This is a genomic window from Stutzerimonas sp. S1 (assembly GCF_025966695.1).
Lineage (GTDB): Bacteria > Pseudomonadota > Gammaproteobacteria > Pseudomonadales > Pseudomonadaceae > Stutzerimonas.
On record NZ_JAOEIY010000006.1, the window covers coordinates 300,051 to 317,812 of the forward strand.

General features: G+C 64.6%; 22 protein-coding genes. 11 read left to right on the forward strand and 11 right to left on the reverse strand.

The window, feature by feature from the left end; translation table 11 throughout:
• Positions 1-51: 51 nt before the first annotated feature.
• The 6 genes from cysZ to N8H22_RS15075 form a co-directional block, all read right to left on the reverse strand.
• A complete protein-coding gene (gene cysZ / locus N8H22_RS15050) occupies positions 52-837 on the reverse strand; it encodes a sulfate transporter CysZ (protein ID WP_264591320.1) in 786 nt (261 codons plus the stop codon).
• A 244-nt stretch (positions 838-1,081) separates the two neighbouring features.
• Complete coding sequence (locus N8H22_RS15055; protein ID WP_264591321.1) at positions 1,082-1,420, reverse strand: HopJ type III effector protein; 339 nt, start codon at positions 1,418-1,420, stop codon at positions 1,082-1,084.
• Positions 1,417-1,710: a DUF1244 domain-containing protein gene (locus tag N8H22_RS15060; protein ID WP_264591322.1), complete on the reverse strand. Its 294-nt coding sequence runs from the start codon at positions 1,708-1,710 to the stop codon at positions 1,417-1,419. The genes N8H22_RS15055 and N8H22_RS15060 overlap by 4 nt, the downstream gene beginning before the upstream one ends.
• 120 nt (positions 1,711-1,830) lie before the next feature.
• Positions 1,831-2,205, reverse strand: a complete 375-nt coding sequence (gene folX / locus N8H22_RS15065) for a dihydroneopterin triphosphate 2'-epimerase (protein WP_264591323.1) — start codon at positions 2,203-2,205, stop codon at positions 1,831-1,833.
• A gap of 19 nt (positions 2,206-2,224) precedes the next feature.
• Positions 2,225-2,935 carry a dihydromonapterin reductase gene (gene folM / locus N8H22_RS15070; protein WP_264591324.1) on the reverse strand — a complete coding sequence of 237 codons (711 nt, stop codon included), beginning with the start codon at positions 2,933-2,935 and terminating at the stop codon, positions 2,225-2,227.
• 63 nt (positions 2,936-2,998) lie between these two features.
• On the reverse strand, positions 2,999-3,622 hold the full coding sequence (locus N8H22_RS15075) for a PilZ domain-containing protein (protein ID WP_264591325.1): 624 nt from the start codon (positions 3,620-3,622) through the stop codon (positions 2,999-3,001).
• Positions 3,623-3,854: 232 nt separating this feature from the next.
• Here N8H22_RS15075 and N8H22_RS15080 point away from each other — a divergent pair, with 232 nt between their 5' ends.
• Both N8H22_RS15080 and N8H22_RS15085 read left to right on the forward strand, forming a co-directional pair.
• Entirely contained in the window at positions 3,855-4,307 is a 453-nt protein-coding gene (locus N8H22_RS15080) for a flavodoxin (protein ID WP_264591326.1), read from the forward strand.
• A gap of 101 nt (positions 4,308-4,408) precedes the next feature.
• Positions 4,409-5,185 carry a class II aldolase/adducin family protein gene (locus tag N8H22_RS15085; protein WP_264591327.1) on the forward strand — a complete coding sequence of 259 codons (777 nt, stop codon included), beginning with the start codon at positions 4,409-4,411 and terminating at the stop codon, positions 5,183-5,185.
• Between the two features lie 37 nt (positions 5,186-5,222).
• On the opposite strand, the gene N8H22_RS15090 is transcribed toward N8H22_RS15085, so the two are convergent.
• Genes N8H22_RS15090 through olsB form a run of 3 tightly spaced genes read right to left on the reverse strand, consistent with a single transcriptional unit; the run spans position 5,223 to position 7,371 of the window.
• Positions 5,223-5,798 carry an ACP phosphodiesterase gene (locus tag N8H22_RS15090; protein ID WP_264591328.1) on the reverse strand — a complete coding sequence of 192 codons (576 nt, stop codon included), beginning with the start codon at positions 5,796-5,798 and terminating at the stop codon, positions 5,223-5,225.
• A 56-nt stretch (positions 5,799-5,854) separates the two neighbouring features.
• The gene (locus N8H22_RS15095; RefSeq protein ID WP_264591329.1) at positions 5,855-6,625 is read right to left on the reverse strand and encodes a lysophospholipid acyltransferase family protein; all 771 of its coding nucleotides are present in this window, start codon (positions 6,623-6,625) and stop codon (positions 5,855-5,857) included.
• Entirely contained in the window at positions 6,625-7,371 is a 747-nt protein-coding gene (gene olsB / locus N8H22_RS15100) for an L-ornithine N(alpha)-acyltransferase (protein ID WP_264591330.1), read from the reverse strand. The genes N8H22_RS15095 and olsB overlap by 1 nt, the downstream gene beginning before the upstream one ends.
• 181 nt (positions 7,372-7,552) lie before the next feature.
• Between olsB and N8H22_RS15105 the strand changes: the two genes are divergently transcribed.
• From N8H22_RS15105 to N8H22_RS15120, 4 genes are all read left to right on the forward strand, one after another.
• The gene (locus N8H22_RS15105) at positions 7,553-8,455 is read left to right on the forward strand and encodes an acyl-CoA dehydrogenase family protein (RefSeq protein ID WP_264591331.1); all 903 of its coding nucleotides are present in this window, start codon (positions 7,553-7,555) and stop codon (positions 8,453-8,455) included.
• 316 nt (positions 8,456-8,771) lie between these two features.
• Positions 8,772-9,929, forward strand: coding sequence for a phosphatidylserine/phosphatidylglycerophosphate/cardiolipin synthase family protein (locus N8H22_RS15110; RefSeq protein WP_264591458.1), 1,158 nt, complete (start codon positions 8,772-8,774; stop codon positions 9,927-9,929).
• 50 nt (positions 9,930-9,979) lie between these two features.
• Positions 9,980-10,561 carry a DJ-1/PfpI family protein gene (locus tag N8H22_RS15115; protein ID WP_264591332.1) on the forward strand — a complete coding sequence of 194 codons (582 nt, stop codon included), beginning with the start codon at positions 9,980-9,982 and terminating at the stop codon, positions 10,559-10,561.
• Between the two features lie 94 nt (positions 10,562-10,655).
• Positions 10,656-10,880, forward strand: a complete 225-nt coding sequence (locus N8H22_RS15120) for a VF530 family protein (RefSeq protein ID WP_264591333.1) — start codon at positions 10,656-10,658, stop codon at positions 10,878-10,880.
• 69 nt (positions 10,881-10,949) lie between these two features.
• Here the strand turns inward: N8H22_RS15120 and N8H22_RS15125 are convergent, their stop codons facing one another.
• Positions 10,950-12,473 carry a fumarate hydratase gene (locus tag N8H22_RS15125; RefSeq protein ID WP_264591334.1) on the reverse strand — a complete coding sequence of 508 codons (1,524 nt, stop codon included), beginning with the start codon at positions 12,471-12,473 and terminating at the stop codon, positions 10,950-10,952.
• A 196-nt stretch (positions 12,474-12,669) separates the two neighbouring features.
• Between N8H22_RS15125 and N8H22_RS15130 the strand changes: the two genes are divergently transcribed.
• Positions 12,670-13,800: a GGDEF domain-containing protein gene (locus tag N8H22_RS15130; RefSeq protein WP_264591335.1), complete on the forward strand. Its 1,131-nt coding sequence runs from the start codon at positions 12,670-12,672 to the stop codon at positions 13,798-13,800.
• Positions 13,793-14,749: an iron-sulfur-binding ferredoxin reductase gene (locus tag N8H22_RS15135; protein WP_264591336.1), complete on the forward strand. Its 957-nt coding sequence runs from the start codon at positions 13,793-13,795 to the stop codon at positions 14,747-14,749. Before N8H22_RS15130 ends, N8H22_RS15135 begins: the two co-directional genes overlap by 8 nt.
• Positions 14,750-14,830: 81 nt before the next feature.
• Here N8H22_RS15135 and pyk read toward each other — a convergent pair whose 3' ends face one another.
• Positions 14,831-16,285, reverse strand: coding sequence for a pyruvate kinase (gene pyk / locus N8H22_RS15140; protein WP_264591337.1), 1,455 nt, complete (start codon positions 16,283-16,285; stop codon positions 14,831-14,833).
• 143 nt (positions 16,286-16,428) lie between these two features.
• On the opposite strand from pyk, the gene N8H22_RS15145 reads away from it, so the two are divergent.
• Genes N8H22_RS15145 through N8H22_RS15155 form a run of 3 tightly spaced genes read left to right on the forward strand, consistent with a single transcriptional unit; the run spans position 16,429 to position 17,739 of the window.
• Positions 16,429-16,806, forward strand: coding sequence for a hypothetical protein (locus tag N8H22_RS15145; protein ID WP_264591338.1), 378 nt, complete (start codon positions 16,429-16,431; stop codon positions 16,804-16,806).
• Between the two features lie 36 nt (positions 16,807-16,842).
• Positions 16,843-17,265 (forward strand): DUF4124 domain-containing protein, encoded by a 423-nt coding sequence (locus tag N8H22_RS15150; protein ID WP_264591339.1) that lies wholly within the window; start codon positions 16,843-16,845, stop codon positions 17,263-17,265.
• 48 nt (positions 17,266-17,313) lie between these two features.
• Complete coding sequence (locus tag N8H22_RS15155) at positions 17,314-17,739, forward strand: PilZ domain-containing protein (RefSeq protein WP_264591340.1); 426 nt, start codon at positions 17,314-17,316, stop codon at positions 17,737-17,739.
• Positions 17,740-17,762: the final 23 nt, after the last annotated feature.

Below are 17,762 nucleotides of genomic sequence, written 5' to 3' on the forward strand. Positions count from 1 at the left end.
TTCGCTGGTGCCAATAGAAGGCCGGACCGCTCGCTGCGCTCCGGCCTTTTTTCATTGAGGTCGATTGGGCTTCGGTTGGCTATCCGGGCGGTTGGTTGGCAGGTGGCTGCGGCCGCCTTCGCGGACCCACAGCAAGGTCGCACCGGCGACCGCCGCGGGCATGATCAGCAGGTTGAGCACTGGCACCAGCAGTGCTGCGTAGGTCGCCGCGCCGAAACTCAGGCTCTGCCAACGGCGCTGGCGCAGCCAGCTCATCATGTCGGCCCAGCTCATCTTGTTGTTGTCCGCCGGATAGTCGATGTACTGCACGGCCATCATCCAAATGCCGAACAGCAACCATAGGGGGGCGGCGACGATGTTGAGTACCGGTATGAACGACAGAATCAGCAGGGCCAGCGCCCGCGGCGCGAAATAGGCCAGCTTGCGAGCCTCGCGGGCCAGGGTGCGCGGCAGCATCGCGAGCAGTTCGGCCCAGCTGAAGGGCGGCGCGGTATCCTCGCCACGCGCCACCACCTCGACCTTCTCCGCGAGAAAGCCGTTGAAGGGCGCGGCGATGATGTTCGCCAGCATGGTGAAGGTGAAGAACACCATCAATATGACCAGACTGACGAACAGCGGCCAGAGCAGGTATTCCAGAACGGCCAGCCACTCGGGCAGGCTCGGCATGAACGCATCGACCCAGGCACCGAACTGACTGATGGCGAAATAGATCAGGCCGGCGAACAGCAGCACGTTGACCGTCAGCGGCAGGATGACGAACAGCCGCAGACCCGGGCTAAGTACCAGCCTCAGGCCTTCACGAAGGTAATGCGGGCCGATAAGAGCGGGCATGGGCATGGGGCGACTCCAGAACGGGAAACGGCGGGACCATACCGGCTTTGCCGGACGGGGAAAAGGCCGTGAGGGTACAGTCGATAGGCTGCGGCTATAGATGGGATGAGCGAGGTGAATTTCCGTATTGGAGCGCGCATCCGTAGAGTGGCGCCATTGGTTTCCCAAGGGTCATCCACTCCTACAGCCTTCCCCTAGTGCTTTGGGATGGCCCTTTTTTCTTCTCGGCGGAGAGCTGCTGACCCGCCGATCATCGACGGCGGAGCGGCTGCTGGTCGAAACGTATACCCGGCAGGCCGGTTTCCATCAGCGCCCGGATGTTGCGATGGTCGGAGCCGGTCGGCGAGGCCAGCACCGCCTGGTAGTGCTCGCCGAAGGCCAGCAGCGCTTCCTCGGTGGAGAAGCCTTCCAGCAGCGCCAGGCCCAAGGTCTTGCAGGAGCCTTCGTTCTCTCCGGCGGCGTTTTCCACACTGCCGTTCATGAAGCGGCTCGGCTGATAGTCGTAGTGAGCCGCGATGAAAGCGAGCGTGTCGCTGAACGGATGGTTGCGGTTGCGCAGGCTGGCGCGGAAATCCTTGAGGCTGCTCATGGCTTCTGGCCCTTGTCGAAAGCGGTTTGCTGCTCGGGCGTCGCTTCCTTCTGGTAGCGCTTCTTCCACTCGGCGTAGGGCATGCCGTACACCTCTTCCCGCGCCTCGTCGATGCTGACGGTCACCTCAAGGTCGTCGGCGGCGGCCTTGTACCATTTGGACAGGCAGTTGCGGCAGAAGCCGGCCAGATTCATCAGATCGATGTTCTGCACATCCGGGCGGCTGCGCAGGTGCTGGACCAGACGGCGGAAGGCGGCGGCTTCCAGTTCGGTGCGTTCTTGCTCGTTCATGTGTGCGTCTCGGCGTTGGCTGAGGTGGGCCGGATCATAACCTTGGCATTCGGCAGCGGCCAGTCTCGCCGGCGACCGATCGGTGGGACCTTCGTCGGCTCGCCGGACATGCCAGCGTCATCAGTCGCGATGAGCCGCCAGGGTGATCGACACCGACTCGGCGAAACGCAGCGCATGGGGCTTGTCGACCTCCACCTCGGCATAGCGCACCTGCGGATGCTGCATGACCAGATCGAGAATCTCCTGGGTGAGGCGCTCCAGCAGGGCGAAGCGGTTGTCCTCGACGTGGCGGATGATTGCCTTGGTGATGGTGCGGTAGTTCAGGGCGTGGTCGATGACGTTATCGCGCACCGCATCAGCGGCGGGGTAGAGCATGGTGAGGTTGATCAGCACGTCCTGCTTGTTGAGGATTTCCTCTTCCTTGATGCCGATGAAGGTGCGCAGGCGCAGGTCCTTGACGCGGATGCGCGCCATCGAGGGTTCCAGTCTTGGCATGTCGTCTCCTTGTCGTGAGTCAGATCAGGTGGCGGCCGCCGTTCACCGTGAGGATGGTGCCGGTGACATAGGGGTTGTCGAGCAGATATCGCAGGCTCCGGTAGATCACCTCCGGCCCCGGTTCGATGCCCAGCGCCGATTTGGCCAGCGCCTTGCGCCGGTAATCCTCATCATCGTCAGGATTGAACTGAATCAGCGCCGGGGCGATGCCGTTGACCTTGATCGCCGGTGCGAGGCTCGCCGCGAAGGACAGGGTAAGGTTGTCCAGCCCGGCCTTGCTGGCAGCGTAGGCGATGTGCTTCTTGCTGCCGCGGCGGGTGACGTCGTCGCCGATATGCACAATGTCGGCGGCCCCGCCGTGGCGCAGCAGCTCGGCGCAATGCAGGTTGATCAGGTAGGGCGCAAGCATGTGCACATTGAACATGCGCTGGAACAGTTCGGTTTCCTGGCCAGGCGTTTCGCTGTGCCATTCGGAGGCGTTGTGCACGATGGCACGCAAGCCGCCAGTATGCGCCTTGAGGGTGTCGATGAAGCCCAGGATGCCGGCTGCGTTAGCAAAATCGGCGGCCAGTGTGGTGGCTCCACGACTGCGCAGGTGGGCCACCCCTTCGCGCTCGCTGCGGTAGCTGATGATGACTGGGTAGCCATCGTCGAGCAGGCGTTCGGCGCAATACAGGCCGATCCGCTGGCTGGCACCGGTAATCAAGATGGGGAGCGGGTGCTGGTTCATCGTGCGCCTCGAGCCGTCGAGCGCTGATGTCATGCTTGTTGCGGGCAGCGCTGGCCGGCCAGCTTACACCAGATCGGCGGGCGACTCGGCCTGCGCTTCGGGATGCAGGCGCTTGTGCTGACGGTAGAGGAAGCTGCGGATGCGCTCGGCATCCTTTTCACCGCTGAACTCGACCTCATAGGCTGCCACCCCGTTCTTCACTTCGCGTACCCGGTGCGCATCGATCTCGAGGGGGGCGTCGTCCGGCAAGGCCAGACGCAAGTGGAAATGCTTGGGTACCCGTGCGTTACCGGCATCCACCAGCAAACCGTGAGACGACAGCTCGCGTACGCGCAGCGGGCTCTTGCCACCGTCGCTCTTCAGCAACGATAACGGCTGCTCCAGCTGCAGTCGCCAGGCGCGGGTGATGGGGCCGCGCTCGAAGATTACGGGCGGAGCGAGATGCAGGTGCAGGCTGTGGAACTCGTCTTCTTTCAGCTGGACCGGGAAGGACAGGCGGAAGTCAGCGGTTTTCGCTTCCAGTGACAGTTCGGCATGCGTCGCCAGCTCCAGCAGCAGCTCGTTGGATTGCGGGCCGCCATCGAGGTGAAAGCCGGAAGCGCGCTCGCCCGTGCCGCTGGCGGCGCGGGTCATGAGTTTGTTGATGAATGCCAGCTCATCGCTGGTCAGCACGGTCCGTTCGGCCATTCGAGCATCCTCGGGGCGACGACTCGGGTGTCGTCGACGACCGGACCACGCGACGTTGCCGCGGTTCGGTTTACTGCGCGCTATGATCGCAGCGCGCGAAAATAGTTCAGTTCAGTGCGTCAAGCTTTGCAAACGAGCGCTGCGCCAAAAGCCGATGCCGGTCACATGTCACGCAATGGCGAGACCGCCTTGCGGCATAATGCGCGGCTTCAAACTGTGCAGAGGTTCCTTCATGAAAGTCGCCATTCTCTCCGGTAGCGTCTATGGCAATGCCGAGGACGTTGCCCGTCATGCCGAGCAGCAACTCAAGGCCGCCGGTCACGACGCCTGGCACGACCCTCGCGCACAGCTGGCGCAGATCCTCGAGTTCGCGCCCGAGGCGCTGCTGGTGGTCACCTCCACGACCGGCATGGGCGAGCTGCCCGACAGTTTCATTCCCCTGTACTCGGCGATTCGCGAGCAGTTTCCGGCCTGGCACGGCCTGCCAGGTGGCGTCATCGCGCTGGGCGACGCCAGCTATGGCGACACCTACTGCGGCGGCGGCGAGCTGGTGCGCGAGCTGTTCGCCGAACTCGGTGTGCGCGAAATGCAGGAGATGCTGCGCCTCGACGCCAGCGAGACCGTGACGCCGGCAAGCGATGCCGAGCCCTGGCTGGCGCGGTTCGCCGAGGCTCTGCGCGGCTGAAGGTGACTCGCTCGGCCAGCAGGCTGGCTGCCCGGGCGACTTCCGCGCGACTAGCAGGCAGCTAGAATCGTGGCACTACAACGACAACAAGAGGTGCCGCCATGTCCGCTTTCTCCGCTCCAGTCTCCGTGGAAAACCAAGTCAGCGCTGCCGAGTGGCAGACCCGCGTCGACCTCGCCGCGTGCTATCGGCTGGTTGCGCTGTATGGCTGGGACGATCTGATCTTCACCCATATCTCGGCGAGGATTCCCGACACCGAGCATTTCCTGATCAACCCTTATGGACTGATGTTCCACGAGATCACCGCGTCCAGCCTGGTGAAGATCGACCTGAACGGCAACAAGCTGATGGACAGCGCCTACGACATCAATCCGGCCGGCTACACCATCCACAGTGCGGTACACGAAGTGCGGCACGATGTGGCCTGCGTGCTGCACACTCATACCGCTGCTGGCGTCGCGGTCTCGGCGCAGCGCCAGGGTGTGCTACCGATCAGTCAGCAGTCGCTGTTCGTGCTGTCCAGTCTGGCCACTCACGGTTACGAAGGCGTAGCGCTACAACGCGAGGAAAAGGCCCGTCTGCAGAGCGATCTCGGCGAGAACAGCTTCATGCTCCTGCACAACCATGGCCTGCTCACCTGCGCTGGCAGCATCGCCGACACCTTCCTGATGATGTTCACCTTCCAGCGCGCGTGCGAGATCCAGGTCATGGCGCAGGCAGGTGGCGCCGAACTGATCTCGATCCCGGCACCGATCCTCGCCGGCGCCAAGGCCATGGCGGCGGCCGTGACCCGTTCAAAAATGGGTATGGGTGGTGCGTTGGCCTGGCCGGCCTTGCTGCGCACGCTGGATGCGCAGAATCCCGGCTACGCCAGCTGAGCCGGGGCGCCGCGGGCCCGGCTCGATTCCGTCGCGTTCAGGCCCCGGCGTGGCTGGCGAAAGCGCACAGTTGCGGATAGAAGGCGCGGAAGTCTTCATGGAGCGGCTGATATAGCCGCTCCAGCTCCGCCAGGCCGCCGGCCAGGCCCTCCGGGCGGCTGAGCCGCCGGCTCATGCTGGCCAGCACCTGTTCCAGTACGGCGAATTCGCGGTAACTGCCCAGCCAGTCCTGCTCCGCCATGCGCGGTGCGATCAGGGCCAGTTTGCCGGGAAGTTGCGGCTCATTCTGCAGGGCGCGATAGACCCGCAGGGTGAAATCCTCGAGCGGTTCGGTCGAGTAATCCCGCCAGTTGGCGGCCAGGCAATGGTCGAAGAACAGATCCAGCAGAATGCCGGCGTAGCGCCGCCGTTCGCTGGGAAAGCGCGCCTTGGCCTGGAGTACCAAGGGGTGACTATCGGTAAAGGCGTCGATTTGCCGATGCAGGCGAATCCCGGCCTCGACCTGCAGCGGCCAGCGACCCTGCAGCGGGCCTTTGACGAAGTCGCCGTAGAGGCTGCCGAGCATGTCGGCCGGTTGGCGGCCGCCGAGATGCAGATGTGCGAGATAGTTCATCGGCTGAGCTTACCCCAGATACCCGGCAGCCCCCCAGAGTCGCAGCGTATGAGTGTTCAGGCCGCCTGATCGAGCTCCGCGGCAGCGCCGAACAGCGCCCGGACGATGGCGTCCTGGGCTTCGCTCGCCAGTTCGCGCGGGCGCATGTTCTCGCTGCGGATCGGCTGTAGCAGCTGGATCTTTACCTCGGCCAGATCACCGGCCAGCAGCCTGCGCAGATGCGACAGCAGATCGTCGTCACCGACGAAAGGCGCGAGGGGATCGGGCTCGCCGTCACGCAGGTAGCGAATGGCGACCGGCTGAATCGCGCAGCCGGACTCCACGGCGCAGGCGAACAGCCGGGAGTGGAACGTGCGCAGGGTATTCCCGGCAGTCGAGGTCCCTTCCGGAAAGATCAGCAAATGGCGACCATCCCGCAGGTGGCTGGCTAGCTCGCGGTTCACCTGCGCGGTATCGCCGGCGCCCCGGCGAATGAAGAGCGTGCCGGCCTGATGGGCGAGCCAGCCCAGCACCGCCCACTGGCGCACTTCCGCCTTGGCCAGGAACGACATCGGTAGCAGCGCACCGAGCAGTGGAATGTCGCTCCAGGAGATGTGGTTGGCGACCCACAGCATCGGCTCGCCAGGGCACTCACCGATCACGCGTACCTGCAGCGGCAGGGCGTTTGCCAGTCGGGCAAGAAACCATTGCGTCAGACGCTGCTTGCGTTCCATCGATGTGACCACACCGATCCGGCTGCCCAGCTCGATGGCGGCGGCGAGCAATACGCCGAGCAAGACCACCGCCCCGATGCGCAGCAGGCGCAGGTACAGGCGTAAGCGCCGCATCACACCGCTGCCTTGAAGTGACGCGCATAGCGCGGGCAGAGTTCGTCGCGCTTGAGCAGGATGAATACGTCGGCTACCTGGAAGTCCGGGTCCCAGCATGGCTCGCCGCAGATTTTCGCACCCAGGCGCATGTACGCCTTGAGCAGGGGCGGCAGCTGCGCGGTGACGTTCGGCGCCAGCTCCTGCTGCGGTAACGGCGTCTTCGGCTCGGCACGCAGCAGTTCGGTGCTCAGATGCGCTTCGCGTAGCCGCTGCATGATGGCCTGCGCCTGCACGCCGCCGTCGCGCATGGGAATGCTGGCGCAGCCCATCAGGTAGCGGTAGCCACCCTGGTTGAGGATTTCCGCGAGTTCGCCCCAGAGCACGGCGATGGTTGCGCCGTTGCGGTAGGCCGGATCGACACAGGTGCGGCCGATCTCCAGCAGCGGCTCGTTCAGGGCCGTCAGGCCGTGCAGGCTGAATTCCTGTTCGCTGTAGAAGTGGCCGATGCGGCGGGCGGTCAGGTGGTCCAGCAGGCGCGTGGTGGCAACCAGCGCGCCGCTGCTCAGATCGCGCACGCCGATGTGGCTGCAGTGGGCGTCGTAGTCATCCATGTCCAGACCGAACTCCGCACCTTGCAGGCATGCGTCGAATTCGCTGCTGAACACGCGATAGCGCAGGGCCTGAGCTTCGCGCAGGGCCGCTGCGCCGACCAGGCGCTCGGCTTGCAGTTGGCGGGTGCTGCGTGGGTGATCGATGGCATTCATGCGGTCTACTCCTGTTCCGCCCCTGGCGGTGGCGGGTTGGCAATCGGCGGCGCCTGCTTGTTATGGTTGCGCTCGGTCGTTCAGGTGGCCGGCTCAGGCTAGGTAGCAGCCGTGTCACGGCTGTGACGGATCGGTGATGGTTGGGTGACGGCCCGCAAACGGAGGGATTTTGGAGAGATCGATGTCGTGGGATGGGTTGCTGGGCCCGCTGCAGCGCCTGCCGGGCACCGCCCTGCTGGACGATTGGCATGCCCGTGTACAGCAACACCCGGGCGATGCGGCGCCGTTCGCCCGAGCGTTGCTGGGGGGGCGGCTGGCCGCGACTCCGGGGCTGGCGTTTCTCGCGGGTTACCAGCAGGCGCTGCGGGCGTTGTGGCCGGAAGCGCCGAAGGGGCTCGGTGCGCTCTGTGCAACGGAGAATCGCCGACTGCGTCCGGCCGACATGACCACCCGCAGCGCCGCCGGCCACTTGGTCGGCGCCAAGGATTTCGTGACTGCCGGCGCGGCGGTGAGCTGGCTGTTGGTGCCGGCCCGCGAGGAAGGCGCCGACGAAGCACCGCGATTGGGCATGTATCTGCTCTCGGCGACGGCTGGCGGTGTAACGCTCGAGGCCGGGTCGCCATTGCCGCTGGTGCCGGACATTCCGCATGCGCGACTGCGCTTGACCGAGGCGGCGGGCCAGCGCCTGGCCGGTGATGGTTGGGATGACTACGTCAAACCGTTTCGCACGCTGGAGGATCTGTACGTTCTGGTGGCGCTGGCGGGATGGCTGTACGGCGTGGCGCTGGAACACGCCTGGCCGCAAGGGTTGCTGCTGCGGCTGACCGGTGTGCTGGCCGGCGCTGCCGAGGTTGCACGCCAGCCAGTGGGCGAGGCCGCCACGCATGTGTTGCTGGCTGCGTTGAGCGAGCAGTTCGCCACGCTGCAGGCAGAACTCGAACGGGCGCTGGTGAGCACGCCTGGTGCATGGTCGGCGTTGTGGCTGCGTGATCGCGCCGTACTTGGGCTCGCCCGCGGCGCTCAGGCCGAGCGCCTGCGCAAGGCGTTGCTGCAGCTGGGCATCGAGTCGCCAGTCTCCAGCTGAAACGGCCGGGGAACTCTGCCAGCCGCCACGGACCTATATTCAGCTGATGCTCATGTCCGTTGCCGTTGACCTCCATCAAGCCGTGCTTCATACGCCGGACCGCCGGAGTGCGGCTGCGGGCGCTTTGCCATGCGCTGCGGACTGGTTAAGCTGCCCGATCCGTCAGTTGCCGTCACGCGTGTCGGTCGCGCTCGTGCGGGCTGCCCGAGGCCACGGCGGCACAATCGGAATAAAAGGATTTCATGCCATTGCGTTGTCTGTTCGTCTCTTCCTTGTTCAACCGTGCAGCCAGACCAGGCGGAGCTAGCCGCCGATGATGCCGACCGGCGCGGTATTCCCCTGGCGCGGCGCCAACCAGTTTCGGTTGCTGATTGACGGTCCGCAGTTTTTCCCGCCGATGCTCGAGGCCATCGAACGCGCCGAACGGCGCGTGGATCTGGAGCTGTATCTGGTGGAGGATGGGCACTGCCTCGAACGGCTGCTCGAGGTGCTGCTGGCTGCTGCAGGGCGGGGTGTGCGCGTGCGCTGTCTGTTCGATGGCTTCGGCTGCCTGAAGATGAGCCAGGGCAGTCGCGACCGGCTCGCCGCAGCGGGGGTTGAACTGCGGTTGTACAACCCGCTGTCGCTGCGCTTGAAGATGCGCAACCTGCATCGGGACCATCGCAAGATTCTGCTGGTCGACGGTTGCAAGGGCTATGTCGGCGGCGCTGGCGTGACCGATGAATTCTGGAATCCCCAGCTGCCGCAGGTGTACTGGCACGAGGTGATGGTCGAGATGACCGGCCCGCTGCTGCAGGACTGGCAGGTGCTGTTCGACAGCCACTGGGTGAACTGCCTCAAGCGGCGCATCTGGCAGTTCCCGCTGCCGCAGAAGGCTCCGCGGATTCCGCTGCTGCCGACCGGTTCCGGCCTCGGCCGCGTGGCCTATTCGGCAGCGCGCCAGCATCGCGACATTCTCCACAGCCTGCTGCGCAACCTGCGCCAGGCGGAAAAACGCATCTGGCTGGCAACCCCCTATTTCCTGCCCACCGGCAAGGTGCGGCGGGCGCTGATCCGCGCGGCTCGTCGTGGCGTCGAGGTGCGTCTGCTGCTGACCAGTCGCAACACCGATCATCCGCCGATCCGCTACGCCGGCCAGCGTTTCTATCCGCGGTTACTACGCGCCGGCGTGCGAATTCACGAATATCAGCCACACTTCTCGCACCTGAAAATGGTGCTGGTGGACGATTGGGTCAGCGTTGGCTCCTGCAACTTCGATCACTGGAACCTGCGCTGGAATCTCGAGGCGAATCTCGAGGCGATCGATCCCGAGCTGACCGCACAGGTGGTGCAGAGCTTCGAACGCGACTTTCAGCAAAGCCTGGAGATCGACCTGCGCAAGTGGTACGCCCGGCCGCTGCATATGCGGCTGTATCAGCGGCTCTGGGGCGGGCTCGATCGATTGCTGGTCAATATCTTCAATCGCGGCGGCTGAGGCCGCTGCGCAACTGAGCGATGCTCCTAACCTGACAAGAGGAACGATCAATGGCGGCGAAGAACATCCTGATGCTGGTCGGCGACTATGCCGAAGACTACGAAACCATGGTGCCTTTCCAGGCCCTGCAGATGGTCGGGCATCGCGTACATGCGGTCTGCCCTGATAAGAAGGCGGGCGATAGCGTGCGTACCGCGATTCACGATTTCGAGGGTGACCAGACCTACAGCGAGAAGCCGGGCCACAATTTCGCGCTGAATTTCGATTTCGCCGCAGTACGCGCCGAAGACTACGATGCGCTGGTCATCCCCGGCGGGCGGGCTCCAGAGTACCTGCGCCTGAACGAGCAGGTGCTGGCGCTGGTTCGCGCCTTCGACGCAGCGAACAAGCCTATCGCGGCCGTGTGCCACGGCGCTCAGCTGCTGGCTGCCGCCGGCGTGCTCAAGGGCCGTGCCTGCAGTGCCTATCCGGCCTGTGCGCCGGAAGTTAAGCTGGCCGGTGGCGAGTACGTGGATATTCCGGTGGACCAGGCGCACACCGAGGGCAATCTGGTCAGCGCTCCGGCGTGGCCTGCACACCCGGCCTGGCTGGCGGGATTTCTCAAGCTGCTCGGCACCCAGATAACCCTGTAGCATGCGCGACGGCCGGCCAGCGCCGCTGGTCGTGCCCATTTTTGTCACCGATGACCGCATGCCAGGCGGCGGTCCCGCCAGGAGAACCTACCCAGTGAGTACGGCCCCGAACAATCCACTGCATGGCGTCACCCTCGAGGCGATGCTGGTCGAACTGCAGGCGCACTACGGCTGGGAAGGGCTGGCGCAGCGGGTCGATATCCGCTGCTTCAAGAGCGAGCCGAGCATCAAGTCGAGTCTGACCTTCCTGCGCCGCACACCGTGGGCCCGGCAGAAGGTCGAGACACTGTTCGTCCAACTGCGTGGCAAGCGTGGTTGATCGCAGAAAACGAGGAAACAAAAAAGCCCGGCACTTGGCCGGGCTTTTTTTGTATCTGACGCGAAGTGCTTACTGCACTTCCACCGCCAGGCTGTCGGCGATCTTCTGTTTCCAGATCGCCGGGCCGGTGATGTGCACCGACTCGCCCTTGGTGTCGACGGCCACGGTAACCGGCATGTCCTTCACCTCGAACTCGTAGATCGCTTCCATGCCCAGTTCGGCGAAGGCCAGCACCTTGGACTTCTTGATCGCCTGAGCAACCAGGTAGGCGGCGCCGCCGACGGCCATCAGGTACACGGCCTTGTTGTCCTTGATCGCCTCGATGGCGATCGGGCCACGCTCGGACTTGCCGATCATGCCCAACAGGCCGGTGCTTTCGAGGATCTGCCGGGTGAACTTGTCCATGCGCGTGGCAGTGGTCGGGCCGGCCGGACCAACCACTTCGTCACCGACCGGATCGACCGGGCCGACGTAGTAGATGAAGCGGCCCTTGAGGTCCACCGGCAGCTCTTCGCCCTTGTTCAGCATATCGACCATGCGCTTGTGCGCGGCGTCGCGGCCGGTGAGCATCTTGCCGTTGAGCAGGATGGTCTCGCCCGGCTTCCAGCTCTGCACCTCTTCCGGGGTGATGGTGTCGAGGTTGACGCGGCGTGCGCTCGGGCCGGCTTCCCAGACGATTTCCGGGTAGGCGTCCAGCGGCGGCGGGGTCAGTTCGGCCGGACCGGAGCCGTCGAGCACGAAGTGCGCATGACGGGTGGCGGCGCAGTTGGGGATCATGCACACCGGCAGCGAGGCGGCGTGGGTCGGGTAGTCCATGATCTTCACATCGAGTACGGTGGTCAGGCCGCCCAGGCCCTGGGCGCCGATGCCCAGCTGGTTGACCTTCTCGAACAGCTCCAGGCGCAGCTCCTCGATGCGGTTCTGCGGGCCGCGGGCCTTCAGTTCGTGGATGTCGATCGGGTCCATCAGGACCTCCTTGGCCATCACCGCGGCTTTTTCCGCGGTACCGCCGATGCCGATGCCCAGCATGCCCGGCGGGCACCAGCCAGCGCCCATCTCCGGCACGGTCTTCAGGACCCAGTCGACGATCGAGTCGGACGGGTTGAGCATGGCCATCTTCGACTTGTTCTCGGAGCCGCCGCCTTTGGCCGCGACGTCCACTTCCACTTTGTCGCCGGGGACGATGGAGTAGTGGATGACCGCAGGGGTATTGTCCTTGGTGTTCTTGCGGGAACCTGCCGGGTCGGCCAGGATCGAAGCACGCAGGACGTTTTCCGGCAGGTTGTAGGCGCGGCGCACGCCCTCGTTGATCATGTCGTCCAGGCTCATGGTGGCGCCATCCCAGCGCACGTCCATGCCGACCCGAACGAACACGGTGACGATGCCGGTGTCCTGGCAGATCGGCCGATGACCGGTGGCGCACATGCGCGAGTTGATCAGGATTTGCGCCATGGAGTCGCGCGCGGCCGGAGATTCTTCACGCAGGTAGGCTTCGTGCATCGCCTGAATGAAGTCGACGGGGTGGTAGTAAGAAATGAACTGCAAAGCGTCAGCGACGCTTTGAATCAGGTCGTCTTGCTTGATCACGGTCATGCAGCGCGTCCTCGTGGCGGGGCGGAGATTTGGCGCGTCGAGCATGGCAGTCGGCGTGCCGAGTAAAAAAAGCGCAGCAGTATAACCCGTCGGACTGTCGGGTACACGGATGGACCAGGAGTGAAGGGATGTTGGCTAGGTTTTTGAATTTTGCTGGCGTAGAGTGCGACCCATTGCCACAGCGGGACGGATCCCTATGAGCGCAAGGCGTGACGAGATCGATCAGCGGTCGTTGCAGCAGCTGGTCATGAAGCGATTCGCAATGGCCGCGCTGACCTACGGGCTGGCGCTGCTGCTGACGTGGATCACGGTCGCTGCAGGCTTCTACAAGGCGTCGCTTGGCAGTGCGGTGGTCTGCTCGGTGCTGATCGTGCTGAGCCAGCTGATGTTTCTCGGACTGTTCTGGCGCGGGTTCAACCTGCGCTTCGAGGATCCCAGCCTGACCGAGCCACAGGTGTTGGTGGCGCTGGTGTGGCTGACCTACTTTCTCTTCAACCTGGGTAGCGCACGCGGCTCGCTGCTGGTGCTCTACCTACTGGTACTGATGTTCGCGGTGTTTCTGCCGCCCAAGGTATTCATCCGCTACGCCGTGCTGGCATTCGTCAGTTTCGTCGGGCTCAACGTGGTCGATTCCTACCTGGGGCGACTGGCCGAACCGGCGGCGTTTCTGCTCGAGGCGAGCGTGCTGCTGGTGACGCTGACCTGGATGTGCCTGTTCGTCAATTACGTCTACCAACTGCGCCAGCGCATGCGTCAGCGCCGGTTTGCCCTGCAGGCTCACCAGGACACGCTGCGCGGCATGCTGCGCCAGCTTGAGGACTTGGCGTCGACCGACGAACTCACCGGCCTGTACAACCGGCGGCGCTTCCTGCGTATCGCCGAAGGCGAGCTGGGCCGACTGCGCAACGGGCATCAGATCGGGCTGGCACTGATCGATCTCGATCATTTCAAACGGATCAATGACATGCACGGCCATGCTGCCGGTGATCGCGTGCTGCAGACCTTCGCCGCCGTCGCACGGGCCTGCCTGCGTGATGGCGATGTGCTTGCGCGCTATGGCGGTGAAGAGTTCGTGCTGTTGCTGCCGACCACCGACGCGGAGCAATTCAGTGCCTGCTGCGAGCGCCTGCGTGAGGCGTTCGCCAATGCCCAGCCAGTGGACCCCGGTATCCAGGCCGGACAACTGAGCCTGTCGGTCGGCCTGACGTTGCTGAATGCTGGCGATGATCTGGAGGCGTCGCTGCAGCGCGCCGATGAGGCGCTGTACCGCGCCAAACGCAGCGGACGCAATCGCTGCGAGGCGGCCTGGGCGACCAGCGATGCCTGAACTGAGTTGTGGCGGACGGCACTGGACGGTAGAGGTCGGCGCCAACCTGCTCGATGCGTTGAACCAGGCCGGGCTGCGCGTGCCCTACAGCTGTCGGGCAGGTAGCTGCCATGCTTGTCTGGTGCGCTGCGTGGATGGGGAGCCGCTCGATCAACGTCCCGCTGCGCTGTCGGCGGCGCAACGCAGCCAGGGCTGGCGGTTGGCCTGTCAGTGCCGTGTGACGGCCGATCTGTGCGTGGAACCGTTCGATCCTGCACATGAGGGGCTGTCGGCGCAGGTGCATAGTGCCGACTGGCTGGACCACGATGTGCTGCGCTTGCGCTTGCTGCCCGAACGGCCATTGCGTTATCGCGCCGGCCAGCACGTACTGCTCTGGACGCCGACTGGCATTGCCCGGCCCTACTCGCTGGCAAGCCTGCCGGGCGAGGACCGTTGGCTGGAATTCCACCTCGACTGTAGCCGGCCGGGTGCCTTCAGCACGGCGGCTCGCCGGCTGCAGCCCGGTGATCGACTGCGCCTGGGGCAGCTGCACGGCGGGGCGCTGCACTACGATCCGGACTGGGCGGAGCGACCGCTGTTGCTGCTCGCCAGCGGCACCGGGCTGGCGCCGCTGTGGTCCATTTTGCGTGAGGCGCTGCGTCAGCAGCATTCCGGGCCTGTGCGCCTGCTCCACCTTGTGCGCGAACGCTCCTACCTGGCTGGGCCACTGCTGGAACTGGCGGGTCAGCATGCCGGGCTGGAGGTGCAGTGGGCTGACGCCAGCCAGGCGCAGCAACGCATACGCGAACTGCGGGTCGCGTCACGACAGGAGATCGCGCTGGTCTGCGGGCATGCCGAATTCGTTGCCGCCAGCTGCAAACAGTTGTTTCTCGCGGGGTTGCCGCGGGGACAGGTTCTGAGTGACTGCTTTCTCGAGCGAGAAGTGGGGGACGGGCTGGACGGAGATTGAGTGCGTCGTCGGAATTGCCAAGGCGTTGCACGTTGGCGCGAGAGGGGGGCGCGAGCCGGGTAGGCCGGCTCGCGCGGTCCATCAGCTAAACGAGTCTCCGACTCGCAGGATCTTCATGGTGTTGGTACCGCCGGTGCTGTCGTGATAGCTGTCTCCCTTGGTCAGGATCACCCAGTCGCCGGGCTGCACCACGTTGCGTTTGAGCAGCTCTTCCACCGCCATCTGACTGACCTTGTCGGCCGGCAATGCCGCCGGGTCGAACGGCACTGTCTGCACGCCACGGAACAAGGCCACGCGCGCCTGAGTTTCGCGGTGGGGCGAGAAAGCGAAGATCGGCACCGAGGAACGGATGCGCGACATGATCAGCGGGGTGTAGCCACTTTCGGTCAGGCTGATGATGGCCTTGACGCCCGGGAAGTGGTTGGCGGTGTACATCGCCGCCAGCGCGGTGCTTTCGTCGCAACGCTCGAAGGTCTGACCCAGACGGTGGCCGGAGCGAGTGCTGGTCGGATGCTTCTCGGCTCCGCAGCAGACGCGTGCCATCGCCTTGATGGCTTCCACCGGATACTCGCCCGCGGCACTTTCGGCCGACAGCATCACCGCATCGGTGTAGTCGAGCACGGCGTTGGCTACATCGGACACTTCCGCGCGGGTCGGCATCGGGTTGTGGATCATCGACTCCATCATCTGCGTCGCGGTGATCACCACCTTGTTGTAGCGCCGGGCATGCAGAATGATTTTCTTCTGGATGCCGACCAGTTCGGCGTCGCCGATTTCGACGCCCAAATCGCCGCGCGCGACCATCACGCCATCGCTGGCGCGAATCAGGCCGTCGAGCGCCTCGTCATCGGCGACGGCCTCGGCGCGTTCGATCTTGGCGATCAGCCAGGCACTGGAGCCGGCCTCGTCACGCAGACGGCGGGCCAGTTCCATGTCGGCGGCGTCGCGCGGGAAGGACACCGCCAGATAGTCCAGCTGCAGGTCGGCGGCCAGCTTGATGTCAGCTTTGTCCTTGGCCGTCAGTGCCGGCGCGGTTAGGCCGCCGCCGCGGCGGTTGATGCCCTTGTTGTCCGACAGCGGGCCACCGATCAGTACCGTGCAGTGCAGTTCATCGGCGGTGGCGGCGTCGACGCGCATCACCACGCGGCCATCGTCCAGCAGCAGTTCGTCACCGACGCTGCAGTCCTTGACCAGGTCCGGGTAGTCGATGCCGACCACTTCCTGGTTGCCGGCGTCGCGCGGGTGGGTAACAGAGAAGCGGAAGCTGTCGCCTTCCTTGAGTTCGATACGCTTGTTGGCGAATTTGGCGATGCGGATCTTCGGGCCCTGCAGGTCACCGAGCAGCGCGACGAAGCGGCCATGGCGAGCGGCAATCGTGCGGACCAGTTCGGCGCGGGCGCGGTGCTCGTCGGGCGAGCCGTGAGAGAAGTTCAGACGGGCGACATCCAGCCCGGCGACGATCATCTTTTCCAATACCTCGGGCGAGCTGCTCGCCGGGCCCAGGGTGGCGACAATCTTGGTGCGACGCGGTGTCATGCAATGGCTCCTTTTTCTGACTGTCCGGAGGCTACTATGCTCGTTCGCTGTAGTCATTGTTCCGCCGCACTACTCTTTTGCCGGCCCGAATGCCTGCAGTTTTTCCCGCGACGGTCGATAAGCCGGCTCCGGAGGAGCCATTCATGCGTACCCTGATCATTGCCTGCCTGACCCTGTTCACCGTTGGCTGCAGCAGCCAGCATGCCGCCGATCGTCAGCTCAACGAGGCCTACATCCGCTACGAAGCGGGCGACTGCGGCGGCGCCATGCTTGCCCTGTCGCAGGCTGAACGCCGCACGCGCGGACGCGGTGAGGTGCAGCCGGAGATTTCCCTGCTGCGCGGCCAGTGCCTGGAACGCCAGGGGCTGTACGTCGACGCGGCACAGACCTACCGCTTCATCCGCGCCCGCTATCCCGCCAGCGAATACGCCTACCGTGCCGCGGCGCGCCTGGAGACGCTGCGCCAGCTCGGGCACTATGAGCCGGTCGAACCGGCGGTGGTCCATCCCGCCGGACGCTGAACCGTTTCGCGAACATGCCATCCAAGGAGAGGAACCATGCGCGTCCTGTTGCTGCTGCTTGCTCTGTTGCCACCGCTGGCGACGGCGCAGATCTATCGCTGGACCGATGCCGAAGGGCGGGTGCACTTCGGTCAGCGGCCGGCAGCGGGTGCCGAGCAAGTCGAAGTGCGTCCACAGATCATCGAGCGCGATGAGGCGACTCGCCAGCGCGAGGAGCGTAGCGAGAAATTCTTCGACGCACGGCGCCAGGAGCAACAGGCCGATGCCGCGCAGGTTGGCAAGCAGCGCGCACAGCGTGAAAAGGAATGTCGCGGGCTGCGCGAGGAACTGGCCGTGCTGCAGCGCGGCGGGCGTTATTTTCGTACCGATGCAGCGGGTGAGCGGGTCTACTACAGTGAAAGCGAGATTGAGAAAGCCCGGCAGCAACTGGCCAGTCGTATTCGCCAACGATGTGACTGAGCGGATTGGAAGCAGTGGCAGGGGCATGCGCAAAGGCAGGCTCGAACCATGAATATGTCGAATCAGCGCCGTATCCAGCGGCATCAGTTGCCGTACTACCTGAACGTGTTCAATCGCTACACCGACAAGCCGCTGGGCTTCATCGGCAACCTCTCCGAGGGAGGTCTGATGCTGATCAGCCGCTATCCGATGATGCTCGAGGAGCGTTTCGAGATGCGCTTGAAGATCCCTCGCCACGACGGCCAGTTGCGTTTCGTGGATTTCAGCGCGAAGAGCCTGTGGTCACGCGAGGATGTCACGCCCGGCAGTTACGACACCGGGTTCGCGCTGATCACGCCGCCAGGTGACATCCAGGAAATGATCGCCGCGCTGCATCACTACTTCAGCTTCCAGCCGATCCAGTACGCGCCGCTATCCCTGCCGCCGTATGCGGCCGATCGTTCCGCTGACAAGGGCTGCTGCTGCGGCATGTGAGTCACGCGGGCGACGGTGCGTGC